The organism is Streptomyces sp. WM6372 (assembly GCF_001279655.1).
Classification (GTDB): Bacteria; Actinomycetota; Actinomycetes; order Streptomycetales; family Streptomycetaceae; genus Streptomyces.
Window position 1 is genome coordinate 57,450 of the sequence record NZ_LGDB01000180.1, and the last position, 25,366, is coordinate 82,815.

Here is a 25,366-nt window from a genome sequence, read left to right on the forward strand (position 1 = left end):
CGCCGGAGCCCTACGCTCTGCGCTGGATCTGACGACACGTCAGTTACGGGAGGCTGGGGATGGCGGACACCAAGGACACGGCGATACGGCTGAGCCACTCCCCCACCCTGTGGGAGCTGGTCGCGGCGCGGGCCGCGCTGAGCCCCGGCGCCACCGTGCTCATCGAGGCGGCCGACGACCCCGCCGACGACCGGAAGCTCACCTTCGCCGAGCTGCGCGACCGCTCCGAGCAGGTCGCGGCGGGGCTGTACGAGATGGGCGTACGGCCGGGCACCGTCGTCGCCTGGCAGCTGCCCACCCGGATCGAGACGGTGCTGCTCTCCCTCGCCCTGGCCCGGATCGGGGCCGTCCAGACCCCGGTGATCCCCTTCTACCGGGACCGCGAGGTGGGCTTCGCGCTGCGCGAGTCCAAGGCCGAGTTCTTCGCCGTCCCGGGCGTCTGGCGGGGCTTCGACCACACCGCGATGGCCGAGCGCCTCGGCGCGCGCGGGGTCTTCGAGGCGTACGGGACCCTGCCGACGGGCGATCCGGCCGTACTCCCCGCGCCCCCGTCCGAAGGCACGTCCGTCCGCTGGATCTACTGGACCTCGGGGACCACCTCCGACCCCAAGGGGGTCCTGCACACCGACCGCTCACTGATCGCGGGCGGCTCCTGCCTGGCCCACGCCCTGCGGCTGAGCCCGGCCGACGTCGGCTCGATCGCCTTCCCGTACGCGCACATAGGCGGCCCGGACTACCTGGTGATGCTGCTCCTGTACGGCTTCCCCGCGGTCCTCTTCGAGAAGTTCGCCATGCCGGACGCGCTGGCCGGCTACCGGCGCCACGGGGTCACGGTGGCCGGCGGCTCGACGGCCTTCTACTCGATGTTCCTGACGGAGCAGCGCAAGGACCCGGGGTCCAGGCTCATCCCGACCCTGCGCCTGCTCGCGGGCGGCGGCGCCCCGAAGCCCCCGGAGATCTACCACGCGGTCGTCCGCGAACTGGGCTGCCGGCTGACCCACGGCTACGGCATGACCGAGGTCCCGATGATCACCATGGGCGCCCCGGACGACACCCCGGAGCACCTCGCCACGACGGAGGGCCGCCCACCGGCCGGCATGTCGATCCGCATCACGGCGCCCGACGGCCGCATCCTGCCCCCGGACACGGACGGCGAGGTCCGGCTGCGCGGCGAGGCGGTCTGCCGGGGGTACCTGAACCGGGAGGAGCGCCCTGCGGAGGTCTTCGACGCCGACGGGTACCTGATCACCGGCGACCTCGGCCACCTGACGCCGGACGGCTACCTCGTCCTCACCGGCCGCAGCAAGGACGTGATCATCCGCAAGGGCGAGAACGTCTCCGCGAAGGAGATCGAGGACCTCCTGCACCTGCTCCCGGGCATCGGCGACGTGGCCGTGATCGGCCTCCCGGACCCGGAGCGCGGCGAACGCGTCTGCGCGGTCGTGGAACAGCCACCGGGAGCGGCCCCCCTGACCCTCCCGCAGCTGACGGCCCACCTCCGCGCCCAGGGCCTGGCCCCCCACAAACTGCCGGAACAGCTGGAACGGGTCGAAGCCCTCCCCCGCAACGAAGCCCTCCGCAAGGTCCTGAAGTACAAACTCCGCGAACGCTTCGCCTAGGGGGTGTCCGGGGGGATCACGGCGGCCCCGCGGCGCGCGGCACCTCGACGCGGCCGCGCGGCCCGCACCGCGCGGCCCCGTAGCGCCGACGGGGCCGCTGACACGGCTGCGGGTGCGGCTGCGGCTGCCGCTACGCGTCCGGGGCTTCGACGCCGCAGTACGCGGCGAAGGCCGTCAGGATCTCGTCCTCCGTGATGCGGCCGTCGGCGTCGGCGTCCAGGGCCGTCCCGATCTGCGCCGCCAGTTCGGCCGGCGTGCCCAGGACGCGCAGGACGCGGGCCGCCGCGGCCGGGGTCGTGCCGCGGCCGTCCTCGTCCGCCACCGCGATCACCCCGTGCAGGAACGGGCGGGCGATCTCCGCGAACCGCTGCGGGTTGTCCCGCAGCCGCTTCGCCGCCCCGGTGATGAACTCCTCGCGGGTGACCCGCTGGTCCCCGTCGACGTCCGCGATCCCGGCCATCCCCTGCCAGAACGCCTCCGCCCCCGCGAAGAGGTACTGGCCCCTGTCCGACCGCGCGGCGGTGCCGAATTCGGCCAGCACCGCCCTCGCGGCCGCGCTGAAGTCCTCGCGGTCGATGTATCCGTTCCCGTCCTGGTCGAACGTGGCAAACCGGGCGGCGATCTTGCGCTCGTATTCTGCGCTGTCCATATGCGGCGTTCCGCCTTCACATGTGCGGTGGAGTTCACTTCAAGACAAGGCAGGAGCGTAAGGCCTACGTGGCCTGCCCGTTAAGCGAAGTCGGCAAGCAGGTGGCCGCATCGAACCCGCGCACGGGAAGCGTGACGGGGCGCGTACACCTGTACCCGTGTGCCGCGTCCGGCCCCACCGTTCACACCCCGCACCTCGGTTATCACGGAGAGCGCTCTTCCAGGGCCGCGTTCCCCCAAAACGGGCGCGAACCCGCCTCTGGCGACTACATTCGAGGCGTCGACACACGGCTGGGGGCAGTTATGCCGAAGGACGTACCACCTCGCTGGGACCGCCGCATGCAGCAGCGCCTCGCCCGCGGCGAGGCCGCCGCGCTCGGAGAGCTGTACGACCGCTTCGCCTCGCTCGTGCACAGCCTGGCGCACCGGGTCCTCGGCGACGAGACGGCGGCGGACCGCATCACCCGCGAAGTGTTCGGCTACATCTGGGAGAACCCCGACGCGTACGACCCCAAGCAGGGCTCCATGCGCTCCTGGGTCGCCCGGATCACCCAGGGCCAGGCCGTGGCCCGGCTGCGCCAGGCCGAACTCGGCCGCGGCTCGCGCGAGGAGCTCGAACAGAAGGTGCGCAGTGCCAGCGCCGCCGCCCGCGCGGACTACATCGTCACGTCCATGCCCGCACCGCTGCGCGCCGCGCTGGAGCTCGCGTACTTCAAGCGCCGCGACTACCGGCAGGCCGCCGCCGACCTCCGCATCAGCGAGGACGAGGCCCGGCGCCGGCTGCGCCTGGGCCTCCAACTGCTGTCGACCGCCAACGTCTTCCCGCAGGAGGACGCCGCTCCGCCCGGATACGGCCCGCCAGGATATGGAACACCCCGATGAACGGCCCCGCCGACCCGCCCGACGAGGGATACGAGGAGCAGCGCCCCGCCGGTCCGGCGCGCATACCGGGTCCGCGCGGGGCCGCCGACGACCTCGATCCGCGGCACGCACCGGAGCCGCTGCCCGAGCCGCCGCGCACCCACGCCGTACTGAAGTCCCTGCTCGGCGCGTGGGCCCTCGCGGCCTGCTCCGCCGAGGAGACCCAGGCGGTCGAGGACCACCTCACCGAGTGCGCGCAGTGCGCCGAGGAGGCGCTGCGGCTGCGCGACGCCGTGGGCCTGCTGCACCCCGAGGAGAGCCTGGACCTGAAGCCGCTGCTGCGGTCGCGGGTGCTGGAGGACTGCCTCGGCAGGCGGCCCGCCCGCATCCCGGTGCCGGCGTGGGCGAACCCGTACGACACGGAGACCGCGCGGCTCGACGCGCTGCTGCGGGACTTCGGCGACTCGGAGTGGCAGACCCCCGTACGGCTGAAGTGGTTCGAGGAGGAGCGGCGGCGCTCGCGCCGGACGACGGTGGCCGGGGTCATCGGGCACCTGCTGACGGTGGACGGGATGGTCGCGACGGCGCTGGGCCTGGACGACCCGCTGGGCCCGGAGGCCCCGTCGGGCGCCACGGACCGTACGGAGCACTACTGGAGCTCCGCCGGGCAGCCCATCACCCGGCAGATCCGCGAGCCGTGGCGGGAACAGGGCCACACGCTCCTGCGGACGGTGTCGTTCGCGGGCCGGGGCGTCGGGGAACTGTCGGTGGACTACGGTCCCTTCGCGCTGCCGCTCGAGGACGCGTTCCTGGAGCGCGCCTTCGAGTGCTGGGTGCACGCGTGGGACATCGCGGAGGCGGTGGACTACCCGTACGACCCGCCGTCCGGACCCCACCTCAACCGGATGATCGACCTGGCGGCGCGGCTGCTGCCGAGCGCGCTGGCCCACCGGCGCCGGGCGGGCCTCGCGGCCCCGGTCCGCGGCCTGGTCGCGGCGGGCGCACCGGGGCGGACCCTGCACCTGGAGATCGAGGGGGCGGGCGGCGGCAGCTGGGACATCGCCCTGGACTCCCCGGCGGCGAAGACTTCGCCGGAGCACACCGTGGCGCAGATCGCGCTGGACGGCGCCGAGTTCTGCCAGCTGGCCGCCGGGCACATCTCCCCGGAGGAAGCGGCCGTGGGACAGCGCGGCGACCGCGAGGCCATCCGCGACGTCCTCTTCGCGGCGGCGTCGCTGAGCCGCCTCTAGGGGGTGTCCGCAGGGCCCCGCCGGTTCGGCCCGGCGGAGCCCCGCGGAGCCCGGGACCCCGGGGCCCCGGGTGGCCCGGGACCTACGCGAAGACGACCGTGCGGGTGCCGTTCAGGAGCACGCGGTGCTCGCTGTGCCACTTCACGGCCCGCGCCAGCGCCTGGCACTCCACGTCGCGCCCGATCGCCACCAGCTGGTCCGGCGTCACCTCGTGGCCGACCCGCTCGACCTCCTGCTCGATGATCGGGCCCTCGTCCAGGTCGGCCGTCACGTAGTGCGCGGTGGCACCGATCAGCTTCACACCGCGCGCGTGCGCCTGGTGGTACGGCTTCGCGCCCTTGAAGCTCGGCAGGAAGGAGTGGTGGATGTTGATGATCCGCCCGCTCAGCTCCTTGCACAGGGTGTCCGACAGCACCTGCATGTAGCGGGCCAGCACCACGAGCTCGACGTTCTCGTCCCGGACCAGGGCCAGCAGCTGCGCCTCCGCGTCCGCCTTCGTCTCCTTCGTCACCGGGATGTGGTGGAAGGGGACGCCGTACGAGCGCACCAGCTCGGCGAAGTCGGTGTGGTTCGAGACCACCGCCGCGATCTCGACCGGGAGCGCGCCGATGCTGGAACGGAACAGCAGGTCGTTCAGGCAGTGCCCGAACTTCGACACCATCAGCACGATCCGCATGCGCTCGTCGGAGAGGTGCAGCTGCCAGTCCATCCGGAACGAGTCGCCGATCGCGGCGAAGCTGGCCCGCAGCTTGTCGAGCGTCACCGGAGCGTCGGCGGAGAAGTGGACCCGCATGAAGAAGAGGCCGGTGTCGTGGTCGCCGAACTGCCGGCTGTCCTCGATGTTGCACCCGGTCATGAACAGGTAACTGGACACGGCGTGCACGATGCCCTGCTTGTCCGGGCATGACAGGGTCAGTACGTACTGCTGGGGGGCCTGGGCCTGCGGGTCGTCGCTCATGACCCCACAGCCTTTCACACCCCGCGGCTCACGCCGCGCGGGTCAGGATCCGCAGCACTTCCAGTGACCGCGGCGGCTCGTCCGGTTCGTCCCCGTCCGCCGTCGCCAGCCGTACGTGCGCCTCGCGCGCGGCACGTACCGCCTCGGGCCAGGCGTGGTGCTCCAGGTAGGCGGAGACGGGGGCGTCGGGCCCGACCTGGTGCAGGATCCGCAGCACCCGCAGCACCGCGAGGTCCACGAGCGCGGCCTCCTGGGCGTCGCGGAATATCGTGCCGACGTACTTGTCGGCCGACCAGCTGTCGAGCCAGGTGTCCTCGACGAGGCGGTACACGGCGTCGGTGACGTCCCCGTACCCCTCGACACCGGCGAGCCAGGTCTCCTCGTGGAAGACCGGGTCGGAGAGCATGTGGAGCGCCGAGCGCACGTTGCTGCGCCAGCGCCACCACGGCATGTCGTTCAGGGGCATGCCGCCCATGGTGGAGGAGCGGCCACCGCGGCGGGAAGAGTTCTTCGAACCTTGGGCGAATGTCACGCTTGCGATGTTACGTTCACGGCTTGCGCGATCTTGAAGCACCTGTGCGCAATCCGCCCCCGGCAATTCACCTTTGCGTCACCCCGCGTTGTGTCCATCTCACTCTCCAGTTACCCCTGGGGCGGAAGCGTGCATGGACATGACCGAATGGCGACGCACCGCTTCCCTGACCCGCACCTTGGTGGCAACGGCGATGGGCACCTGTCTCGTCGCCGGATGCGGGGTCCTCCCCGGGGGCTCGGGGGGCTCCGGGGGCACCATCACGGTCATGACCTTCGCGCCGCAGGACACCAAGGCGACCAACATGCCCGGAATGCCGGGGATGGCCAAGGCTTATGAGGCGTGGGTCAACTCCAAGGGCGGTATCAACGGTCACAAACTGCGCGTACTGACCTGCAACGAGAAGAACACCCCGAACGGCGCCGCCGACTGCGCCCGCAAGGCCATCGACGAGAAGGCCGTCGCGGTCGTCGGCTCGTACAGCCAGCACGGACGCGCCTTCATGGCCCCGCTGGAGGCGGAGGGCATCCCCTTCATAGGCGGGTACGGAGTCTCCTCCGAGGAGTTCCAGAGCACCCTCTCCTTCCCGGTCAACGGCGGTCAGCCCGTCCTCCTCGCCGGCGCCGGACACCAGCTCGGCAAGGCGTGCAGCCAGGTGGCCATCGTCCGCCCGGACACCCTCGCGGGCGACTCCATGCCGATCCTGCTCAACTCCGGCCTGAAGCTCAACAAGGCGCCCGAGGCCAACGACATCCGGGCCGCCGAGGACTCCGCGGACTACATCGCGCAGGCCCGCGAGGCCCTGGCCAACTCCACCGGCGGCAAGGACCGGGGGTGCGTGACCGCCGTCCTCGGCGAGCGCACGGAGACGTTCTTCGACGCCTTCCGGCGCGAGGACAGCAAGCACAAGAACCCGCAGATCTCCTCGGTCCTCGGCAGCGTCAGCCAGGCCGTGGTCGACCGCACCGGCGGCCGGGAGAGCCCCTTCGAGGGCGCGTACGTCACCAGCTGGTACCCGGTGTCCACGGACGCGCTGTGGGAGCCGATGCGGAAGGTGATCTCCGACCACGCCTTCGGCAACGACGCCGTGGACCCGGACGACAGCGGGACGCAGACCACCTGGATCGCGTACACCGTGCTCAGCGAGACCCTGAAGCGGTTCAAGCCCGACGAGGACGTCACGGCGCGCAAGATGGCGCGCATGCTGAACCAGGGGGAACCGGTCAAGACCGGCGGGCTGACCCCGGACCTGAGCTGGCGCTACAAGGACATGCGCGCCGTCGCCGGCTTCCCGCGCATGGTGAACGGGCGCGTCAACTTCCAGGTCGTCCAGTCGGGCCGGCTGGTCGCCCAGCAGGGCGGCGAGCAGTCGATGGACATGACGGAGACCCTGGAGCAGGCGCCCCGCGCCGCGTAACGCTCCGCCGGGGACTACAGCTGGGACTTGTCCCGCTTGGTGAGGCCGTACTTGGCCGCGATCGTGTTCCACAGGGTCGCGGCCGACTCCTTCGCCTTGGTCGCCTCGCCGCTCGCCTTGTTGCCCTCGTTGGCGTTGCCGGTGCCCTTGGCCTGCCCGTCCTTGCAGCCCTTCTTGTCGCCGGCGGTGTCGTCCGCCCAGGCCGCGTAGCTGTTGTCGGCGGCCCCGGAGGACTGCCAGGCCTTGGTGAGGGAGGCGGCCAGCTTCGCGTTGTCGGGGAGCTGGTCCATCTTCAGGTCCTGGAGGCGGGTGACGAGCTCCTCGCGCTGGCGGGCGGCGTCGCGCAGGTCGGAGGCCGCCTGGCCGAGGTTGCGGCAGCCCTTGATGTCGTCGACGGAGCGGATCACGGCGGCGCGGCTGTCGTTGCTGTCCGCGAGGAGCTTGTCCAGCTGGACCGCCTGGGAGCGGGCCGGGTCCACGGGTGCCTCGGCGGCCGCCGCGGCCGAGCTTCCGGCGCTGGGGGCCGCGCCCGCGGCCGCGGGGTCGTTGTTCTGCTTCTTGCCGTCGCTGAGCAGCGCGCCGACGCCGAGCCCGACGACGGCCAGGCCGATGACGACGGCGCCGATCACCCAGGCCGGCACCCGCCGGGTCGCCTCCGGCCGGGGCTGGGGCGGGGGCGGGGGCGGGGCGTACTGCGGCTGCGGCTGCTGGTGGGCCTGGGGCTGGGCCTGGGCCTGGGGCTGAGGCGGTACGGGCCGCTGCCCGCGCGGCGGATACCCCCGCGGCGGCGGCTGCCGCAGCACCGGCTCCTGTACGGGCGGCAGCTGGCGCGTGTGCCCGGCATCGGCGCCGCCCTCCTCACGGAACAGCGCGTCGAACCCGTCGGTGACGGGCGGGATGTACTGCGTGGCCGCCTCGTGGTGCGCGGCCCCGCCCGGTACGGGCGGAATGTACTGGGTCGCACCCTCGTCCGGCCCGGTTCCGCCCGGTACGGGAGGAATGTACTGAGTGGCGGCCTCACCGTGCGCGGGCGCAGCCGGTACCGGCGGGATGTACTGGGTCGCACCTTCGTCGTGCGCGGGCCCCGCCGGTACCGGCGGGATGTACCGGGTCGCACCCTCGCCGTGCGCGGGCCCGGCCGGGACCGGCGGGATGTACTGGGTCGCACCCTCGCCATGCGCGGGCCCGGCCGGGACCGGCGGGATGTACTGGGTGACCGCCTCGGGCAGCGGCGGGTAGCCGTGCCCGTGCGGATCCCCCGGCCCCTCGTAGCCGGGTCCCACCACGTGCCCGGGCGCCGCCTCGCCCGACACGGGCGGATACCCGTACGCGGGCCGGCCCGGCCCGCCCGGCTGGGCCTGGTCCGGATGCGGCTGCCCCGGCGCGGGCGGGTAGCCGTACGCCGGCGCGGGCGGCGGGGGGTAGCCGTCTGCGGGCTGCGGGTACGCCGGGTCGGGGCCCCATGGCGCACCAGCCTGCGGGCCGCCGCCCTGTCCGCTCTCCGTCACCGGGACTCCTTCGCCGACCACTCCGGTATTCCGAATCGTCGGCTCACGCTACCCGGTCACCCCCCGCCACCGGAGGTCACCTACGCCACCACCTCCAGGCGAGCGGTGAATTCGCGGGCCGCCGGCTCGTCGCGGTACGGGGCCAGCCGGGTCCGGAAGTCGTCCAGGTACTCCGCGCCCCGGTTCGAGCGGAGCCCCGACAGCAGGTCGGCCGCCTTCGCGGCCGTCTGGCACGCCTGCTCCACCTCACGCTGCTGCACCTGCGCCGCCGCCAGCAGCAGCATCCCGATCGCCCGGCGCCGCGCCTTGCCCGCCGGGAGCCCGCGCAGCGCCTCCTCCGCCTGCCGGGCCGCCGCGTCCGCCTGCCCCAGGTCCCGGTGGCAGTGCGCCAGCTCGTCCGCGAGGTACGCCGCGTCGAAGTGCCGGATCCACACCGGGTCGTCGCCCGACTCCGGCTCCGCCCGCTCCAGCGCGGTCACCGCCCGCGAGGACAGCACCGCCGTCGCCCGGGTGTCGCCCAGCAGTGCGTGCCCGCGCGCCTCGGCGGCGTAGAACATCGCCTCCACCCGCGGCGTGACCTGCCCGCGGGTCCCCTCCTGCGCGGCCCGCGCGAGCTGCGCGATCTCCCGCGGATTGCCCAGTTCCGCCGCGAGGTGGCTCATGGACGCCGCGAGCACGTAGCCGCCGTACGCCCGGTCCCCGGCCGCCTGTGCCAGCCGTAGCGCCTGGATGTAGTAGCGCTGCGCCAGGCCCGGCTGGCCGGTGTCCACCGCCATGTAGCCGGCCAGCTCGGTCAGTCTGGCCACCGCCGCGAACAGCGCCCGCCCGACCGGCTCCCGGTACGAGCCGCCGATCAGCCCGGACACCACGGAGTTGAGGTAGTGCACGACGACGGGCCGCACGTGCCCGCTGCCGAAGCGGTGGTCGAGGTCCTTGAGGGCGTCGGTGGTCGCCCGTACCGCCTCCACGTCCGGCATCCCGACGCGCGAGCCGCCGCTGCGTGCCACCTGCGCGTCGGCGCCGGTGATCAGCCAGTCGCGGCTCGGCTCGACGAGCGCCGAGGCCGCCACGCTGGAGCCCGAGAGGAAGTCGCGGCGGCCGACGTCGCTCCGCCACAACTCGCTGACCTGCTCGATGGCGCCGATGACGGTCGGGGAGAACTGCAGGCCGATGCCGGAGGCGAGGTTCTTGCCGTTGGCCATGCCGATCTCGTCGATGGTGACGGTCCGGCCGAGTTTTCGCCCCAGCGCCTCGGCGATGATGCCGGGCGCCCGGCCGCGCGGCTGCTGGCCGCGCAGCCACCGGGCCACGGATGTCTTGTCGTAGCGGAGATCGAGGCCGTGTTCGGCCCCGCACATGTTGACGCGCCGGGCGAGCCCGGCGTTCGAGCACCCGGCTTCCTGGATGAGCGCCTGAAGCCGTTCATTCGGCTGGCGCGCGACGAGAGGCCTGGCTGCCATGAAAACCCCCAGTAGCCGCGGGTGATCGTTGGAATGATCACTTCCCGCCTGATGTGCGGAGAATCATCCGCTCTGCGTCGTGTCGCTACCCAACTCCGGCGCCCCGACCTCCTACGCGCCCCCACGCGTGCTCCAGTGCGCCCCGTATGCAGGATCGATGCTCCGTCCACCGGCCGGTTGACGCCCGTAACCCCGGGTGACCCCGGGAGTTGTGATGGGCGTGGAAGAGACCATCGGAGTCACGGAGACCGCACCCATCCCCAAGCAGCGCGGCGAGCAGCTGCTGGACCATGCCGTGCGGTACGCGGAAGAACGGCACTGGGACGTCTTCGCCGGCACCTGGCTGGAGTCCGCGGACGGGCGGGAGGTGTGCTCCTGCGGGGCGCAGGACTGCCCGGCGCCCGGCGCCCACCCCCCGGTGAAGGACTGGGCGGCGCTGGCCACGGGCAGCGCCGTCCAGGTGCGGCGGATCTGGGCGAAGCGGCCCGAGGCCTCGATCCTGCTGCCGACGGGCCGGACGTTCGACGCGCTGGACGTGCCGGACTCGGCCGGGTTCCTGGCGCTGGCGCGCCTGGAGCGGATGGAGCGCACCCTCGGGCCGGTCGCCCTGACGCCCGACCACCGGATGCTGTTCTTCGTCCTGCCGGGCGCCGGGGCGAAGGTGCCGGACCTGGTGCGGGGGCTCGGCTGGTCGCCGGCCTCGATCGATCTGGCCGCGCGCGGCGAGGGCGAGTACGTGGCCGCCCCGCCCACCCGCTTCGGCGGCCGGGGCGCGGTCCAGTGGGCGCGCCGGCCCACCCCGGCCAACCGGTGGCTGCCGGACACGGAAGAGCTGATCGCGGCGCTGGCGTACGCCTGCGGGCGCGAGGCGGCCGCGGACCGGGACCGGCGGGGCGCCTGACGCCCGATCGGCAAGATCGCAGGTCAGGACCGGGATGTTCGTGTCCGGAAACTCATGACATAAGTAACTGCCCAGCCTGTCCCCGCCCTCCTATCGTGAGGAGGGCAAGACCACGGGGATCAGGACGAGAGGCAGGCGCACATGCCGGACCAGGCAGTTGCGACGGGTGGGACGGACGGACCGGGCGGCGCGCGACCCGCGCCGTCCGCCGGACGGGCGGCGGTACGGGTCGAGGGCCTGTGGAAGCGCTTCGGCGACCAGGTCGCGGTCGCGGGGATCGACCTGGAGCTGCCCGCGGGTCAGTTCATCGGCCTGGTCGGGCCGAACGGCGCGGGCAAGACGACGACGCTGTCGATGGTGACCGGGCTGCTGCGCCCGGACATGGGGCGGGTCCTCGTCGCCGGGCACGACGTGTGGAGCGACCCGGTCGAGGTGAAGTCGCGGATCGGCGTGCTGCCGGAGGGCCTGCGGCTGTTCGAGCGGCTGTCGGGCCGCGAGCTGCTCGGCTACATGGGCCGGCTGCGGGGGCTGCCGGGCGAGGAGACGGACAAGCGGGCCACGCAGCTGCTGGACGTCCTGGACCTCGCGGGCTCGCAGCACAAGCTGGTCGTGGACTACTCGACGGGCATGCGGAAGAAGATCGGCCTGGCCGCCGCCCTGCTGCACAACCCCGAAGTCCTGTTCCTGGACGAGCCGTTCGAGGGCGTGGACCCGGTGTCGGCGCAGACCATCCGCGGGGTGCTGGAGCGGTACACCTCGTCCGGCGCCACGGTCGTCTTCTCCTCCCACGTGATGGAGCTGGTCGAGTCGCTGTGCGACTGGGTGGCCGTCATGGCCGCCGGCCGGATCCGCGCCGCGGGCCCGCTGGCCGACGTACGGGGCGACGCGCCCTCGCTGCAGGCCGCGTTCCTGGAGCTGGTCGGTGCGGGCGGGCGCGACGCGGGCGACTCCCTGGACTGGCTCGGCGGGCAGGCGGCCCGATGAGCGCCGCATCCACCTCCGCCCCGGCGGCCGGGCACGCCTCGGCCGCGGCCCCGGCCGCCGCTCCCGCGGTCAACCTGACCTCGGTCTTCGTCCGCCTCAAGCTGTCGCTGATGCGCAACGGGCTCAAGGGCTCGTCCAAGCGCAAGGCCGCGTACTTCACCTCGCTGGCGCTGTCGCTGGCGGTGGCCTGCCTCGCGATGATCGGCCTGGCCGTGCTGCACGGGAACGCGCACGCGGGCACGGTCGTCGTGCTGCTCGCGGCGATCCTGGCACTGGGCTGGACGTTCATGCCGCTGTTCTTCCCGACCGGGGACGAGACGCTCGACCCGAGCCGGCTGGTCATGCTGCCGCTGCGGCCGCGGCCGCTCGTACGGGCCCTGCTGGCCTCCTCGCTGGTCGGCATCGGCCCGCTGTTCACGGTCTGCCTGGCGGTGGGCTCGGTGGCGGCCGTCGCGCGGGGCGCGGCGGGCATCGTGGCGGCCGTGGTGGCCGTGCCGCTGCTGGTGCTGGGCTGCGTCGCGCTGGCCCGCGCGGTGGCCACGGCCAACGTCCGGCTGCTGTCCAGCCGCAAGGGGCGCGACCTCGCGCTGCTCAGCGGTCTGCTGATCGCGATCGGCGCGCAGCTGGCGAACTTCGCCAGCCAGCGCCTGTTCCAGTCGGGCGGGCTGGAGCAGCTGGAGCCGGCCGAGGCCGTGGTGCGGTGGCTGCCGCCCGCGACGGCCGTCGGCATGGTGGACTCGGCGAGCGAGGGCGCGTACGGGGTGGCCGCGGGCCAGCTGGCCGTGACCGTCCTCGCGCTGGTCCTGCTGCTGCGGTTCTGGGAGCGGAGCCTGACCGCGCTGATGGTCACCCCGGACGGGTCGACGATCGCGGCGGCGAAGCCGTCGGGGAAGCGGGAGTCCGCGGGAGGCGCCGGTGTCTGGGCGTTCCTGCCGGCCGGTCGGACGGGCGCGGTCATGCAGCGCACGCTGCGGTACGTGGTGCGCGACCCGAAGACGAAGTCGGCGTGGGTGACGGCCCTGGCGGTCGGCGCGATCGTCCCGGTCTTCAACGCCCTCCAGGGCACGGGCTCGCTGTACCTGGGCTGCTTCGGCGCGGGCATGCTCGGCATGCAGATGTACAACCAGTTCGGGCAGGACACCTCGGCGTTCTGGATGGTCGCGCAGACCATCTCGACCCCGCGGGAGGCGTTCGAGGAGCTGCGCGCCCGCGCGTACGCCCTGGCCCTGGTGACCGTCCCGTACACGGTCGTGCTCATGGCGGTCACGGCGGCGCTCGTGCACGACTGGAGCGGCTTCCCGGCGGCGCTCGGGGTGGCCCTGGGGCTGCTCGGCTCGATGCTGTGCACGGGCGCGCTGGCGTCGGTCCGGTTCCCGTACTCGATCCCGACGGAAGGCGCGTTCAAGAACGTGGTGCCGGGTCAGGCCGGGCTCGCCTGGGCGGGCATCTTCGGCGGCATGCTGGCGTCGGCGGTGATCTGCTCGCCGGTGATCGCGCTGACGGTCTTCCTCAACGTGACGGACCAGCAGTCCCTGACCTGGATCCTGCTGCCGCTGGGCGCGGCCTGGGGCACGTTCGCGGCCTGGGCGGGCCTGCGCCTGGCGGCTCCGACGGTGGCCAGGACCCTTCCGGAGATCCTGGTGGCGGTCAGCAAGGGCTGAGAGCGGCAAGCGCCGAGCGGCGAGGACCGCCGGCGGGCGCAGGTGATCCGCGTACGGGAGGGGGTGACGGGCTGCTGCCCGTCACCCCCTCCCCGCGTTCCTCAGCGGGCGGCGCTTCTGATCCCCTCCAGGAAGGGCTCCAGGGCGGCGCGCCAGGCGGCGGGCTGGTCGTAGTGGAGGTAGTGGCCGGCGTCGGGGATCTCGGCGTACTGGCCCGCCGGGAGGACGCGGACCATCTCCTGGGCCTCGGCGCGGCCCAGTTCGCCGTCGAGGCCGCGGACGACCAGGGTCGGGCAGCGGACCTGGGCCAGCTCCTCCCAGTGCGCGTCGTGGACCCAGGTCTCGCGGGCGGTCAGCATCTGCCGGCGGGAGAACTGGGGGCGCCAGCCGTCGGGGGCCTGGTGCATCACCTCGGCGAAGAAGGAGCCGCGGCCGGGGTCGGGGCGTTCCACCCGGGGATCGTCCTCGCCGAACCAGCGGCGGGCGGCGTCCTGGGTGGGGAAGGGGAGGGGCCAGCGGCGGAACCATTCCTCCCACTCCTGCTGGGAGGCCTCGCCGAGGGCGGAGGCGCGCATGTCGCAGATCACCAGGGCCTCGACCAGGTCGGGGCGGCGGGCGGCGAGCTGCCAGCCGGTGAGCGCGCCCATGGAATGGCCGATCAGCGTCACGGGGCCCAGGCCGAGCTGCTCGATGACGGCCTCGGCATCGGCGACGAACGCGTCGCGCCCCAGAGGGGTCGTGGCGCCCGGGCCGGCGGCGGGACGCTCGCTCTGGCCGTGACCGCGCTGGTCGAGGGCGACGACGCGGCGGTGCTCGGAGAGCCAGCGGGCGGTGCCCGCCCAGTGGAAGGCGCGGCCCATCAGACCGTGGAGTAACAGCACCCGGGGCTCGTCGGGATCCGGGGGCGCGGTGGGGGGCGATTCCCGGAACTCCCAGGCGGCCAGGCGCACACCGTCGGCCCCTGTCACATCGATGCGCTGTACCACGGCAGATGCACCCCCTTCGCTCGCGGCCAGACTATCGAACCCGTATTCGAAAACGGGGTTCTCGTCTTCAACACCGCTCTTTCGAGTGACCTTGCTCAAGGATTGGCCGCCCCTGCCGATGGAGATCCTTTCAACAGGGAGGCGGGCCGCTCGGGGAAGACGGTCCGAGGGGATGACCTTGAGAGCTCGGGGCTCCAGGTCAGCAAAGGGGAGGATCGGTCCCGGCGCCGCAAGGCGCCGGGACCGCCCACATCTACCACCGTCTACCACCGACAGTGCCGCGTGCCGGCCTGCGTGGAGGCCGTCAGCGCTTGGCCACGAACACGTGCGAGGCGATCTCCGCATCCAGCTCGGCGGCCTCGCCACCGCTGCCGACCAGCACCCCGCCCGGCGATTCGGTCACGCTGACCACCGAACCGGGCTGCACGCCCGCCCGCCGCAGCGTGTACATCAGCTGCGCGTCCGTTTGGATCGGCTCGCCGATCCGGCGCACGACCACCGTCTTGCCGTCCGCACCCGGGTCCAGCTCCGACAGGCTGACCATTCCGTCCTCCAGGAACGGGTCCGCCTCGGCCTTCTCGCCCAGCTCCTCCAGCCCCGGGATCGGGTTCCCGTACGGCGACTCCGTCGGGTGGCGCAGCAGCTCCAGCACCCGCCGCTCCACCGCCTCGCTCATCACGTGCTCCCAGCGGCAGGCCTCGGCGTGCACCTGCTCCCACTCCAGGCCGATGACGTCGACGAGGAGGCATTCCGCGAGCCGGTGCTTGCGCATCACGCGCGTCGCCAGCCGCCGCCCCTCCTCCGTCAGCTCCAGGTGGCGGTCGCTCGCCACGGCCACCAGGCCGTCGCGCTCCATGCGCGCCACCGTCTGGCTCACCGTCGGGCCGCTCTGGTCGAGCCGCTCGGCGATGCGGGCGCGCATGGGGACCACGCCTTCCTCTTCCAGCTCGAGGATGGTGCGGAGATACATCTCCGTGGTATCGATCAGTCCGGACATTCGTGCCCCTCGGATATCGTGCGCTGGCCCTGCACCCAATTCTGACGCATCGCGCCGACAACCGTCCCGTGCCGGACGTCAAGCCCCGCCCGGGACATCCCCGGGCGCTCCGGCCCCGGGATTGACGTTCGTATTGACACGCCCTTGGTCCAGACCGCACGGTGAGCGGCGGACACGGACGAACCCCACCTCTGGAAGGGCCATCGGCGTATGAGCGAGAGCAAGCTGGCCGGTCAGTTCCTCGACGCCGCGATCGGACTCCTGGAGCGGGTCCGGGACGAGGAGGCCGCGCAGATCGCCGAGGCCGGCGCCGTCATCGCCGACGCCGTCGCCGCGGGGAACCGGCTCTTCGCCTTCGGCGCCGGACACTCCTCGCTCCCCGCGCAGGACGTGGTCTACCGGGCGGGCGGGCTCGCACTGGTGAACTTCCTCGCCGTCCCCGGCACCGTCGGGATCGACGTCATGCCGGCCACCCTGGGCAGCGCCCTGGAGCGCGTCGACGGCCTCGCCGGGGCCGTCCTCGACAGCAGCCCGGCCACCGACGGCGACGTCCTCGTGATCATCTCCCTCTCCGGGCGCAACGCGCTGCCGGTCGAGATGGCCATGAACGCCCGCGCCATCGGCCTCAAGACGATCGGCGTGACCTCCGTGGCGTACGCGATGGGGACCAAGTCGCGGCACGTCTCGGGCACCTTCCTCAAGGACCACTGCGACATCGTCCTCGACAGCAAGATCGCGGTCGGTGACGCCGAGCTGAGCCTCGACGGCATCGACGCGCCGTTCGCACCCGCCTCCACCGTCGTGACCAGCGCGATCATGCAGGCCGTGATGGCGGCGGCGGCCGGCGAGCTCGCCGCCCGCGGCCTGGAGCCCCCGCTGCTGCGCTCGGGCAACGTGGACGGCGGCCACGAATGGAACGGCCGCGTCCTCAAGGAGTACGGCGACCGGATCTTCTTCCGCCACTGAGACCCCCCCCCCGCGCCCTAAGGGGCGCCCTCATCCCGGGGCGGCCGCGGCCACGCCGCCAGGTCGAGGTCGGCCGCCACCCGGGCCGCCACCTCCTCCGCGTACGCCGCGTCCGCCTGCTCGAAGGCCGCCCGCGAAGCGGCCCGTACGAAGGTCAGCGCCCCCACGGTCCGCCCGCGGCTGCGCAGCACCGTGCACAGCACGTGCGCCGCGTCCTGCGGCCACTGCCGCTCCCGCGCCCAGCTCCCGGCCGCCTCCCCGCGCGGAGCGCTCGTACGGACCGAGCCGATCCGGTCCAGCGCCTGGAGCGCCGGGTGCCCGGGCGCGTACCGGGCGGGAATCGCCTCCTCCCCCGGCAGCAGCGGCGGCGACGCCGTCATCCGTACGAGCCTGCGCCGGTCCGGGTCGCCCGACTGCTCCAGTACGTCCAGCAGGGCGTGCTCGGCGAAGCCGGCGAGCGCGAAGTCCAGCCGTACGGCGGCCGCCTCGGCCGGGTCCTCGCATTCGGCGGCCGCCCGGCCCGAGCGGTGCAGCTGGCCGGCGCGGAACCGCAGCTGCGCCGTGTCCAGCGCGGCCTGCCGGGCCTCGGTGATGTCCTGGAACAGCCAGCCGACCCCGAGCGGCACCGGCTCCTCCGCCAGCGGGGAGCCCAGCCGCAGGAACCCGGACCGCCAGCACCGCCGCCGCACCCCCTCCGGCGTGCGGACCGACACCCACAGCTCCATGGGCGCCGGAGGCGACCCCTCGGCGAGCACGTGCTGCAGCGCCCCCTCCAGCTCCTCGACGCCCTGGGCCAGCAGCTCCCCCAGGGGCCGGCCGAGCAGCGCGGTCCGCCCCGAGCCGAAGGCCCGGGCGGCGTGGGCGTTGACCACGGCGGGGCGCAGGTCCACGTCGACGAGGACGACACCCCAGGAGGCGTCGTCCATCAGCGCCTCGCTCAGCGCGATGGACCGCTCCAGGTCGATCTGGGCGTGCACCTCGCTGAAGGCGCAGTACACACCGGCGGGCTTCCCGTCCGCCCCCGGCACCCCGGCGGACTGGGTCCGTACGAGCACCCGCCCGCCCTCCTTGGTCAGCAGGGCGAACTCGTGCACCTGGCGCCCGGGCACGTCCTGGGCGGCCATGAGCCGCTCCTCCACGTCCTGCGCATCGGCGGCGCGCACGGCCCACCCGGCGAAGCCCTTGCGTCCGACCGCCTCGGCGGCGCTCCAGCCGAGGATCCGCTCGGCCTCGCGGTTCCAGTGCGTGATCACGCCGTCGGCGTCGAACGCGCACAGGGCGGCGTCCATCCCGTCGAGCAGCGCTGCGAGCAGATCGTCGGTGGTCTCACCACGTCCGGAAGCACTCACCTGGCACCCCCTGCAGGTGTTCGCGTGTGCGGCACGTCAGATCATTCAACTGGAACGTGACGCAGCCCACATCGCATTCCCCGAATCGCCCCGAAATAAATCACTTGAGGACCTCGGGAAGCGGTTCTAGGCTCGGCCTTACACGAGAAGGGAGGTGGTTCCCGAAATGTACGGAAACCGGACGCGTGAGGTGGCTGCGGGCTAAGGGCCCGTCGTCGCACGCACCCAGTGCGGTGCCCGGCGGGCAGCCAGGCGCCAATCCCAAGCAGTCACCCGACCCGCGAGCTCGCCGGTACGTCCGGCCGGCTTCTCTCACTGCAGGAGAGAAACCCGAGCTCGCGGGTCGTCTGCGTTTCTGCGCGGGTGACGGGCTGCGCTACGGGCAGAGGCGCTCCAGGCGCCACGTGCCGTCCTCCAGCACGTAGTGCAGCCGGTCGTGGAGGCGGTTCTCGTGGCCCTGCCAGAACTCGATCCCGTCGGGGACGACCCGGACGCCGCCCCACTCGGGCGGGACCGGGACCTGCTCGCCCTCCGGATAGCGCTCCGCGAGCTCGGCGTAGCGGCGGTCGAGCTCGGCGCGGGAGCCGATCACCCGGGACTGCTCGCTCGCCCAGGCGCCCAGCTGCGAGCCGTGCGGGCGGGAGCGGAAGTACGCCGCCGTCTCGTCGCGGCCGATCCGCGAGGCCGTGCCGGTGACGATGACCTGGCGGGCGATGGGGTGCCAGGGGAAGAGCAGCGCGACGTGCGGGTTCGCGTCGATCTCGCGGCCCTTGCGCGAGCCGTAGTTGGTGTAGAAGACGAATCCCCGCTCGTCGAACTGCTTCAGCAGCACCGTGCGGGAACTGGGGCGGCCGTCGGCGGTCGCGGTCGAGACGACCATCGCGTTGGGTTCGAAGAGGTGGGAGTCGGCGGCCTGCTGGAACCACTCGGCGAACTGCCGCATGGGGTCCTCGGCGAGGCCGTCCTCGTGGACGATCTCCGAGCGGTACTGCTTGCGCATCGTGGCGGGGTCAATGTCCTGGTCGGTCACGCGTGCCATCCTGCCGCAGGAGTGCTCGCGGCAGTGTGCCGTATGTCACGCTTCCGCCTGCCATCCGGAACAGCCAAAATCTTGGGGCCGGTCCGGAGGTCCCCACGCGGGTGACCGACGGCCGTGCCGGGCATCAACGGGGATGACCGCGCCGGACCGCGAGTCACGCCGGGAGCCGCGCGTGTTCGCACTATCTGAGGAGCCGCCTGATGTCCGACTTCGTACCCGGGCTCGAAGGGGTCGTCGCGTTCGAGACCGAGATCGCCGAACCGGACAAGGAAGGCGGATCGCTCCGCTACCGCGGGGTCGACATCGAGGATCTCGTCGGGCACGTCTCGTTCGGCAACGTCTGGGGCCTGCTGGTCGACGGGGCGTTCAACCCGGGCCTGCCCGCCGCCGAGCCCTTCCCGATCCCCGTGCACTCCGGTGACATCCGCGTCGACGTGCAGTCCGCCCTCGCCATGCTCGCCCCCGTGTGGGGTCTGAAACCGCTGCTCGACATCGACGAGCGGACCGCCCGCGACAACCTCGCGCGCGCCGCCGTGATGGCCCTGTCGTACGTCGCCCAGTCCGCGCGCGGGCAGGGCCGGCCGATGGTGCCGCAGAGCGAGATCGACAAGGCCGAGTCCGTGGTCGAGCGGTTCATGATCCGCTGGCGCGGCGAGCCCGACCCGAAGCACGTCAAGGCCGTCGACGCGTACTGGACCTCGGCCGCCGAGCACGGCATGAACGCCTCGACGTTCACCGCGCGCGTGATCGCCTCGACCGGTGCGGACGTGGCCGCTGCGCTGTCCGGCGCCGTCGGCGCCATGTCCGGGCCGCTGCACGGCGGTGCGCCGTCCCGCGTCCTCGGCATGATCGAGGAGATCGAGCGCACCGGCGACGCCGTGGCGTACGTGAAGAAGGCCCTGGACAAGGGCGAGCGGCTGATGGGCTTCGGGCACCGCGTGTACCGGGCCGAGGACCCGCGCGCCCGCGTGCTGCGGCGTACCGCCAAGGAGCTGGACGCGCCGCGCTACGAGGTGGCCGCCGCGCTGGAGAAGGCCGCGCTGGAGGAGCTGCACGCGCGCCGCCCCGACCGGGTGCTCGCCACGAACGTGGAGTTCTGGGCCGCGATCATGCTGGACTTCGCGGAGGTCCCGGCGCACATGTTCACCTCGATGTTCACCTGCGCCCGGACCGCCGGCTGGTCGGCGCACATCCTGGAGCAGAAGCGCACGGGCCGCCTGGTGCGGCCGTCGGCGCGCTACATCGGCCCGGGGCGGCGCGACCCGCGCGAGATCGAGGGGTACGCCGACATCGCCGACACGGCCTGAGACGTCCTCGTAGGCCTCGTAGGCCTCGTACGCCTCGTACGCCGGTCAGGGCGTCGCCTCCCGTATGGCGCGGGAGGCGACGCCCTCGGCGTTTCGGGGGTTCCCGGCCTCAGCCGAGGGCGGCGTCCAGGATCCGGGACCACTGGGCGACCACGCGGGCGCGGCGGGCCGTGTCGTCGGTGAGGACGTTGGCCAGACCGAGTCCCCTGGCCATGTCGAGGAGGCCCTGCACGGTCTCGCGCACGCCGGGCACGGACTCGTCCGCGCCGAGGAGTTCCACGGCGATGCGGTGGGTCTCGCGGCCGACGCGGGCCTCCAGTTCGGTGACCTGGGGGCGCAGCTGTTCCTCGTTGGAGGCGGCGACCCACAGCTGGAGGGCGGCGCGGAAGAGGGCTCCGGTGTAGAGGTCGACGATCGCCTCGACCACGGCGGGGCGGGCGGCGGGGCCGGCCTGGAAGAGGTCGCGCAGGGCGGCGGAGCGCTCCTCGGAGACGTATGCGACGGCGGCGGTGAACAGGTCCTCGCGCGTCGGGAAGTGGTACTGGGCCGCGCCGCGGGAGACCCCGGCGCGTTCGGCGACGACGGCGACGGTGGAGCCGGCCCAGCCCTGTTCGGCGAGGCAGGCGACGGCCGCCTCCAGGAGGTGGCGTCGGGTGACGCGGCTGCGGGCCTGCTTGGGGCCGGACTGGGACTCGGCCGCGGGTCCGGTGTCGGGCGCGGTCCCTGCGTCGGGCGCGGGTCCGGTGCCGGCCGCGGTCCCGGCGTCGGTCACAGGGCCCATGACGGGTCCCGGCGTTCGAAGCGGGCGGTGATGCCCTCGCGGGCCTCGGCGGAGCCGAAGTGGTGTGCGGACAGCTCGGTGAGCGCGGAGCCGTCGGCCGCCAGGACGGCCCGTACCGGGGCGGTGAGCAGTTCCTTGGTGGCGGCGAGGGCCTCCGGGCCGGCCTTGCGCAGGCCCGCGAGCACGGGGGCGAGGACCTGGTCCACGTCCTCGCCGTGCAGGGTGAGCAGGCCGATCCGGGCGGCTTCGGCGGCGTCGAAGGCCTCGGCGGTCAGGAAGTACCGGGCCGCGGCGCGCGGGTCCAGGCGCGGGAGCAGCGGCGCGGAGATCACGGCCGGGACCACGCCCAGGTGGGTCTCGGTGAAGGCGTACGTGGAGGCGGGCCCGGCGGCGGCGATGTCGCAGACGCCGAGGAGGCCGAGGCCGCCGGCCCGGACGTGTCCGGTGACGCGGGCCACGACCGGCTTGGGGAGCCCGGCGATCTCGCGGAGCAGGGCGAGGAAGTCGGCCGGTTCGCAGGGGGACTTCAGGTCGGCTCCGGCGCAGAACGTGTTGCCGGTGTGGGTGAGGACGATGGCCCGCGTCTGCGGGTCCGCCGCCGCCGCGGCGAGGGCCGCGCGCAGCTCGCCGACGAGGTCCGCGGAGAGCGCGTTGCGGTTGGCCGGGGAGTCGAGCGTGAGGGTGGTGAGGCCGAGCGCTCGCGCGGCGCCGACGGGGCGGGTCATGCCATGTCCTCCGGAGGTTGTGCGGATCGTGGGCGGCTCCTGCGGCCCGGGATGCCTGGGGCGGTGCCGGTCCCGGGGCAGACGGGGCCGGGCGCGGCCGGGGGCGGTGCCGGGGTGGGGTGGTGCCCGGGGCGGGCTTCGATGTTCGGCGCCTGAGGGCGTCTGATTCGAGGACGGGACCTTGCGCCGAAATCATCTCGTTTTGGCCCCGGACACCACCCCACCCCGTCCCCGCCCCCGGCCGGGGAGCTCCGGCCGCCCAGGTTAGTAAGACTTGGGGAGGCCCAGGGTTTGGTGCGAGACGAAGTTCAGGATCATCTCGCGGCTGACCGGGGCGATGCGGGAGACCCGGGAGGCGGTGATCAGGGCGGCCAGTCCGTATGCGCGGGTGAGGCCGTTGCCGCCCAGGGTGTGGACGGACTGGTCCACGGCCTTCACACAGGCCTCGGCGGCAGCGTACTTGGCCATGTTCGCGGCCTCGCCGGCGCCCATGTCGTCGCCCGCGTCGTACAGGTGGGCGGCCTTCTGCATCATCAGGCGGGCGAGTTCGAGGTCGATGTGGGCCGCCGCGAGGGGGTGGGCGATGGCCTGGTGGGCGCCGATCGCCTCCTTCCAGACCTGGCGGGTCTTCGCGTAGTCGACGGCCTTGGCGAGGGCGTAACGGCCCATCCCGATGGCGAAGGCGGCGGTCATGATGCGCTCGGGGTTGAGGCCCGCGAAGAGCTGGAGCAGGCCCGCGTCCTCGTCGCCCACCAGCGCGGATGAGGGCAGTCGTACGTCGTCCAGGGTGAGTTCGAACTGCTTTTCCGCTGCCTGGAGTTCCATGTCGATGACGGAGCGGGAGAAGCCTGGGGCGTCGCGCGGGACGATGAACAGGCAGGGCTTGAGGCTCCCGGTGCGCGCGTCCTCGGTGCGACCCACGATGAGCGTGGCGTCGGCGATGTCCACGCCGGAGATGAAGACCTTGCGCCCGGTCAGCACCCACTCGTCACCGTCGCGGCGGGCGGTGGTGGTGATGCGGTGGGAGTTGGAGCCGGCGTCGGGCTCGGTGATCCCGAAGGCCATGGTGCGGCTGCCGTCGGCGAGGCCGGGGAGCCAGGCCCGCTTCTGGGCCTCGGTGCCGAAGCGGGAGATGACCGTGCCGCAGATGGCGGGCGAGACGACCATCATCAGCAGGGGGCAGCCCGCGGCGCCCAGTTCCTCCAGGACGATGGAGAGTTCGGCGATGCCGCCGCCTCCGCCGCCGTACTCCTCGGGGAGGCTGACCCCGAGGTAGCCGAGCTTGGCGGCGTCGGCCCACAGCTCGTCGGGGTGGCCGCCCTCGCGGGCGACGCGGGAGAGGTACTCGCGTCCGTACCGCTGCCCGAGCGCCGCGACGGCGGCGCGCAGGGCCCGGTGTTCATCGGTCTCGACGACGGTGCTGGTGGCGGGGCTCATGCTGGCGTTTCCTCCTGGACTACGGCGAGCAGGGCGCCGAACTCGACCTGGTGGCCGAGGGTGGCGTGGAGCGCGGTGAGCGTGCCGGAGGCGGGCGAGACGATGCGGTGCTCCATCTTCATGGCCTCCAGCCAGAGCAGGGGCTGCCCGGCGGTGACGGCGGCGCCGGGGGCGAGGCCCTCGGCGACGCGGACGACGGTGCCGGGCATGGGGGCGAGCAGGGAGCCGGGTTCGGTGCGGTCCTGGGGATCGGCGAACCGGGGGACGGCGGTGAGGGTGTGCGCGCCGAGCGGAGAGTCGACGTAGATCTCCGGCGCTCCGGCCCCCGCGCCCTGGATGTTCGATTTGCGTTTCACGTGGAACATCCGGCGGACGCCCTCGACTTCGAGGGTGACGAGACCGGGCTCGGCGGTCAGGACTCGAACGCCGGGGTGGTCCACGAGCTCCGGGGGTCCGCTGCGGGTGGGCCGGTAGCGGACCTCGTAGGCGGTACCGGCCGCGGTGTAGTGGCGGATCTGCGGCTGGGAGCGGAGGTTGCGCCAGCCGCCGAGGCGGGTGGCGAGCGGGGCGTCCGGGGCGGGCGCGGCGTCCGCCAAGGCGGCCGCGAGCGCGGCGAGGCCGGCGTCCGGGCCGCCTTCGGTGAGGGAGCCGAGGTGGCGCTCGTAGAACCCGGTGTCGAGTCGCGCCCCGGCGAACTCCGGGTGCCGCAGGGAGCGTACGAGGAGCTCGCGATTGGTGGTGAGCCCGTGGATGCGGGCTCCGGCCAGGGCGTGGGCGAGGGCGCGGACGGCCTCGGCCCGGGTGGGGGCGTGGGCGACGACCTTGGCGAGCATCGGGTCGTAGTGGACGCCGACGGTGTCCCCGTCGGCGAAGCCGGTGTCCACACGAACCCCACCCGGGACGGCCAGGGTGTGCAGGACGCCGGTCTGGGGGCGCCAGTCCTGGGCGGGGTCCTCGGCGTACAGGCGGGCCTCGACGGCGTGCCCGGCGGGCTCGGGAGGCGTCAGCGGCAGGGCCGCGCCCTCGGCGATGCGCAGTTGCAGGGCGACGAGATCGAGGCCGAAGACGGCTTCGGTGACGGGGTGTTCCACCTGGAGGCGGGTGTTCATCTCCAGGAAGTACGGGCGTCCGTCGGCGGCGACGAGGAACTCGACGGTGCCCGCGCCCTCGTAGGAGACCGCGCGGGCGGCGGCCACCGCGGCCGCATGGAGGTTCTCGCGCAGGCTGTCCGGCAGGGCGGGTGCCGGGGCCTCCTCGATGACCTTCTGGTGGCGCCGCTGGAGGGAGCAGTCGCGGGTGCCGAGCGCCCAGACGGTGCCGTGGGAGTCGGCGAGGATCTGGACCTCGACGTGGCGGCCGCGCTCGACGTAGGGCTCGGCGAAGACCTCGCCGTCGCCGAAGGCGGAGGCCGCCTCGGCGGAGGCGGCGTCGAGGGACTCCTTGAGGCTGTCGAGGTCGCGTACGACGCGCATGCCGCGCCCGCCGCCGCCCGCGGCGGCCTTGAGCAGGAGCGGCAGGTCGGCGGCGGTGGCGGCCGCGGGGTCGACGGGGTCGAGGAGCGGGACCCCGGCGGCGCGCATCAGCTCCTTGGCCCGGGTCTTGGAGGCCATGGCCTCGATGGCCTCGGGTGGCGGGCCGATCCAGACGAGTCCGGCGGCGGCGACCTCGCGGGCGAAGCCGGCGTTCTCGGAGAGGAACCCGTAGCCGGGGTGGACGGCGTCCGCGCCGGCGGCGAGGGCGGCCTTGATGACGAGGTCGCCGCGCAGGTAGGTGTCGGCGGGGGCGGCGCCGGGGAGGCGCACGGCCGCGTCGGCCTCCCGTACGTGCAGGGCGTCGGCGTCGGGGTCGGAGTGGACGGCGACGGTGGCGAGGCCCAGGGCGCGGGCGGTACGGAAGATCCGTACGGCGATCTCGCCCCGGTTGGCGACGAGGAGGGAGGTCAAAGGGCGCTGGGTGAGGGGCTGCTGGGTCATGTGCGGG

22 protein-coding genes are annotated in these 25,366 nt (G+C 73.3%); 9 read left to right on the forward strand and 13 right to left on the reverse strand.

Annotated elements, in window-relative coordinates:
* Positions 1 to 59 precede the first annotated feature (59 nt).
* Positions 60 to 1,619, forward strand: a complete 1,560-nt coding sequence (locus ADK52_RS16420; protein ID WP_053690558.1) for a class I adenylate-forming enzyme family protein — start codon at positions 60 to 62, stop codon at positions 1,617 to 1,619.
* Positions 1,620 to 1,749: 130 nt separating this feature from the next.
* On the opposite strand, the gene ADK52_RS16425 is transcribed toward ADK52_RS16420, so the two are convergent.
* A complete protein-coding gene (locus tag ADK52_RS16425) occupies positions 1,750 to 2,268 on the reverse strand; it encodes an EF-hand domain-containing protein (protein WP_053690559.1) in 519 nt (172 codons plus the stop codon).
* A 302-nt stretch (positions 2,269 to 2,570) separates the two neighbouring features.
* On the opposite strand from ADK52_RS16425, the gene ADK52_RS16430 reads away from it, so the two are divergent.
* On the forward strand, positions 2,571 to 3,149 hold the full coding sequence (locus ADK52_RS16430; protein WP_053690560.1) for a sigma-70 family RNA polymerase sigma factor: 579 nt from the start codon (positions 2,571 to 2,573) through the stop codon (positions 3,147 to 3,149).
* Positions 3,146 to 4,378, forward strand: a complete 1,233-nt coding sequence (locus tag ADK52_RS16435) for a maleylpyruvate isomerase N-terminal domain-containing protein (protein ID WP_053690561.1) — start codon at positions 3,146 to 3,148, stop codon at positions 4,376 to 4,378. Before ADK52_RS16430 ends, ADK52_RS16435 begins: the two co-directional genes overlap by 4 nt.
* Positions 4,379 to 4,460: 82 nt before the next feature.
* On the opposite strand, the gene purU is transcribed toward ADK52_RS16435, so the two are convergent.
* Entirely contained in the window at positions 4,461 to 5,336 is an 876-nt protein-coding gene (gene purU / locus ADK52_RS16440) for a formyltetrahydrofolate deformylase (RefSeq protein ID WP_053690562.1), read from the reverse strand.
* Between the two features lie 28 nt (positions 5,337 to 5,364).
* Positions 5,365 to 5,811, reverse strand: a complete 447-nt coding sequence (locus tag ADK52_RS16445; RefSeq protein ID WP_053690563.1) for an SCO4402 family protein — start codon at positions 5,809 to 5,811, stop codon at positions 5,365 to 5,367.
* A 196-nt stretch (positions 5,812 to 6,007) separates the two neighbouring features.
* Between ADK52_RS16445 and ADK52_RS16450 the strand changes: the two genes are divergently transcribed.
* Positions 6,008 to 7,285: an ABC transporter substrate-binding protein gene (locus tag ADK52_RS16450; RefSeq protein WP_053690649.1), complete on the forward strand. Its 1,278-nt coding sequence runs from the start codon at positions 6,008 to 6,010 to the stop codon at positions 7,283 to 7,285.
* Positions 7,286 to 7,299: 14 nt separating this feature from the next.
* Here the strand turns inward: ADK52_RS16450 and ADK52_RS16455 are convergent, their stop codons facing one another.
* Positions 7,300 to 8,793, reverse strand: coding sequence for a hypothetical protein (locus ADK52_RS16455; RefSeq protein ID WP_234343873.1), 1,494 nt, complete (start codon positions 8,791 to 8,793; stop codon positions 7,300 to 7,302).
* Between the two features lie 80 nt (positions 8,794 to 8,873).
* Positions 8,874 to 10,253 (reverse strand): hypothetical protein, encoded by a 1,380-nt coding sequence (locus tag ADK52_RS16460; protein WP_053690564.1) that lies wholly within the window; start codon positions 10,251 to 10,253, stop codon positions 8,874 to 8,876.
* Positions 10,254 to 10,473: 220 nt separating this feature from the next.
* Between ADK52_RS16460 and ADK52_RS16465 the strand changes: the two genes are divergently transcribed.
* The 3 genes from ADK52_RS16465 to ADK52_RS16475 all read left to right on the forward strand — a co-directional run bounded on the left by ADK52_RS16465 (position 10,474) and on the right by ADK52_RS16475 (position 13,799).
* Positions 10,474 to 11,154 (forward strand): bifunctional DNA primase/polymerase, encoded by a 681-nt coding sequence (locus ADK52_RS16465; protein ID WP_053690651.1) that lies wholly within the window; start codon positions 10,474 to 10,476, stop codon positions 11,152 to 11,154.
* Between the two features lie 141 nt (positions 11,155 to 11,295).
* Entirely contained in the window at positions 11,296 to 12,138 is an 843-nt protein-coding gene (locus ADK52_RS16470) for an ABC transporter ATP-binding protein (protein ID WP_053690565.1), read from the forward strand.
* Positions 12,135 to 13,799, forward strand: coding sequence for a hypothetical protein (locus tag ADK52_RS16475; protein ID WP_053690566.1), 1,665 nt, complete (start codon positions 12,135 to 12,137; stop codon positions 13,797 to 13,799). The genes ADK52_RS16470 and ADK52_RS16475 overlap by 4 nt, the downstream gene beginning before the upstream one ends.
* A gap of 101 nt (positions 13,800 to 13,900) precedes the next feature.
* Here the strand turns inward: ADK52_RS16475 and ADK52_RS16480 are convergent, their stop codons facing one another.
* Both ADK52_RS16480 and ADK52_RS16485 read right to left on the reverse strand, forming a co-directional pair.
* A complete protein-coding gene (locus ADK52_RS16480; protein ID WP_053690567.1) occupies positions 13,901 to 14,785 on the reverse strand; it encodes an alpha/beta fold hydrolase in 885 nt (294 codons plus the stop codon).
* A 304-nt stretch (positions 14,786 to 15,089) separates the two neighbouring features.
* Positions 15,090 to 15,782, reverse strand: coding sequence for a metal-dependent transcriptional regulator (locus ADK52_RS16485; RefSeq protein ID WP_030156851.1), 693 nt, complete (start codon positions 15,780 to 15,782; stop codon positions 15,090 to 15,092).
* A 210-nt stretch (positions 15,783 to 15,992) separates the two neighbouring features.
* Between ADK52_RS16485 and ADK52_RS16490 the strand changes: the two genes are divergently transcribed.
* Positions 15,993 to 16,748 (forward strand): SIS domain-containing protein, encoded by a 756-nt coding sequence (locus ADK52_RS16490; RefSeq protein ID WP_053690568.1) that lies wholly within the window; start codon positions 15,993 to 15,995, stop codon positions 16,746 to 16,748.
* Positions 16,749 to 16,765: 17 nt separating this feature from the next.
* On the opposite strand, the gene ADK52_RS16495 is transcribed toward ADK52_RS16490, so the two are convergent.
* Together ADK52_RS16495 and pdxH are read right to left on the reverse strand one after the other, a co-directional pair.
* On the reverse strand, positions 16,766 to 18,097 hold the full coding sequence (locus tag ADK52_RS16495; RefSeq protein WP_053690569.1) for a PAS domain-containing protein: 1,332 nt from the start codon (positions 18,095 to 18,097) through the stop codon (positions 16,766 to 16,768).
* Positions 18,098 to 18,473: 376 nt separating this feature from the next.
* The gene (gene pdxH / locus ADK52_RS16500; RefSeq protein ID WP_078988374.1) at positions 18,474 to 19,136 is read right to left on the reverse strand and encodes a pyridoxamine 5'-phosphate oxidase; all 663 of its coding nucleotides are present in this window, start codon (positions 19,134 to 19,136) and stop codon (positions 18,474 to 18,476) included.
* Between the two features lie 200 nt (positions 19,137 to 19,336).
* Here pdxH and ADK52_RS16505 point away from each other — a divergent pair, with 200 nt between their 5' ends.
* Positions 19,337 to 20,443, forward strand: a complete 1,107-nt coding sequence (locus tag ADK52_RS16505; protein ID WP_030156855.1) for a citrate synthase 2 — start codon at positions 19,337 to 19,339, stop codon at positions 20,441 to 20,443.
* A gap of 109 nt (positions 20,444 to 20,552) precedes the next feature.
* On the opposite strand, the gene ADK52_RS16510 is transcribed toward ADK52_RS16505, so the two are convergent.
* From ADK52_RS16510 to ADK52_RS16525, 4 genes are all read right to left on the reverse strand, one after another.
* On the reverse strand, positions 20,553 to 21,224 hold the full coding sequence (locus ADK52_RS16510) for a TetR/AcrR family transcriptional regulator (RefSeq protein WP_234343875.1): 672 nt from the start codon (positions 21,222 to 21,224) through the stop codon (positions 20,553 to 20,555).
* Positions 21,212 to 21,949: an enoyl-CoA hydratase family protein gene (locus tag ADK52_RS16515; protein ID WP_053690572.1), complete on the reverse strand. Its 738-nt coding sequence runs from the start codon at positions 21,947 to 21,949 to the stop codon at positions 21,212 to 21,214. The genes ADK52_RS16510 and ADK52_RS16515 overlap by 13 nt, the downstream gene beginning before the upstream one ends.
* A 264-nt stretch (positions 21,950 to 22,213) precedes the next feature.
* Positions 22,214 to 23,386, reverse strand: a complete 1,173-nt coding sequence (locus ADK52_RS16520) for an acyl-CoA dehydrogenase family protein (protein WP_053690573.1) — start codon at positions 23,384 to 23,386, stop codon at positions 22,214 to 22,216.
* Positions 23,383 to 25,359: a biotin carboxylase N-terminal domain-containing protein gene (locus ADK52_RS16525; RefSeq protein WP_053690574.1), complete on the reverse strand. Its 1,977-nt coding sequence runs from the start codon at positions 25,357 to 25,359 to the stop codon at positions 23,383 to 23,385. The genes ADK52_RS16520 and ADK52_RS16525 overlap by 4 nt, the downstream gene beginning before the upstream one ends.
* Positions 25,360 to 25,366 lie beyond the last annotated feature (7 nt).

Excerpts from the sequence above, each read along its gene's own strand:
- ADK52_RS16435 (WP_053690561.1), top strand. The coding sequence starts at position 3,146 with ATGAACGGCCCCGCCGACCCGCCCGACGAGGGATACGAGGAGCAGCGC.
- ADK52_RS16515 (WP_053690572.1), bottom strand. The coding sequence starts at position 21,949 with ATGACCCGCCCCGTCGGCGCCGCGCGAGCGCTCGGCCTCACCACCCTC.
- ADK52_RS16425 (WP_053690559.1), bottom strand. The coding sequence starts at position 2,268 with ATGGACAGCGCAGAATACGAGCGCAAGATCGCCGCCCGGTTTGCCACG.
- ADK52_RS16430 (WP_053690560.1), top strand. The coding sequence starts at position 2,571 with ATGCCGAAGGACGTACCACCTCGCTGGGACCGCCGCATGCAGCAGCGC.
- ADK52_RS16460 (WP_053690564.1), bottom strand. The coding sequence starts at position 10,253 with ATGGCAGCCAGGCCTCTCGTCGCGCGCCAGCCGAATGAACGGCTTCAG.
- ADK52_RS16470 (WP_053690565.1), top strand. The coding sequence starts at position 11,296 with ATGCCGGACCAGGCAGTTGCGACGGGTGGGACGGACGGACCGGGCGGC.
- pdxH (WP_078988374.1), bottom strand. The coding sequence starts at position 19,136 with ATGGCACGCGTGACCGACCAGGACATTGACCCCGCCACGATGCGCAAG.
- ADK52_RS16520 (WP_053690573.1), bottom strand. The coding sequence starts at position 23,386 with ATGAGCCCCGCCACCAGCACCGTCGTCGAGACCGATGAACACCGGGCC.
- purU (WP_053690562.1), bottom strand. The coding sequence starts at position 5,336 with ATGAGCGACGACCCGCAGGCCCAGGCCCCCCAGCAGTACGTACTGACC.
- ADK52_RS16485 (WP_030156851.1), bottom strand. The coding sequence starts at position 15,782 with ATGTCCGGACTGATCGATACCACGGAGATGTATCTCCGCACCATCCTC.
- ADK52_RS16475 (WP_053690566.1), top strand. The coding sequence starts at position 12,135 with ATGAGCGCCGCATCCACCTCCGCCCCGGCGGCCGGGCACGCCTCGGCC.
- ADK52_RS16505 (WP_030156855.1), top strand. The coding sequence starts at position 19,337 with ATGTCCGACTTCGTACCCGGGCTCGAAGGGGTCGTCGCGTTCGAGACC.
- ADK52_RS16450 (WP_053690649.1), top strand. The coding sequence starts at position 6,008 with ATGACCGAATGGCGACGCACCGCTTCCCTGACCCGCACCTTGGTGGCA.
- ADK52_RS16420 (WP_053690558.1), top strand. The coding sequence starts at position 60 with ATGGCGGACACCAAGGACACGGCGATACGGCTGAGCCACTCCCCCACC.
- ADK52_RS16445 (WP_053690563.1), bottom strand. The coding sequence starts at position 5,811 with ATGGGCGGCATGCCCCTGAACGACATGCCGTGGTGGCGCTGGCGCAGC.
- ADK52_RS16490 (WP_053690568.1), top strand. The coding sequence starts at position 15,993 with ATGAGCGAGAGCAAGCTGGCCGGTCAGTTCCTCGACGCCGCGATCGGA.
- ADK52_RS16510 (WP_234343875.1), bottom strand. The coding sequence starts at position 21,224 with ATGGGCCCTGTGACCGACGCCGGGACCGCGGCCGGCACCGGACCCGCG.
- ADK52_RS16525 (WP_053690574.1), bottom strand. The coding sequence starts at position 25,359 with ATGACCCAGCAGCCCCTCACCCAGCGCCCTTTGACCTCCCTCCTCGTC.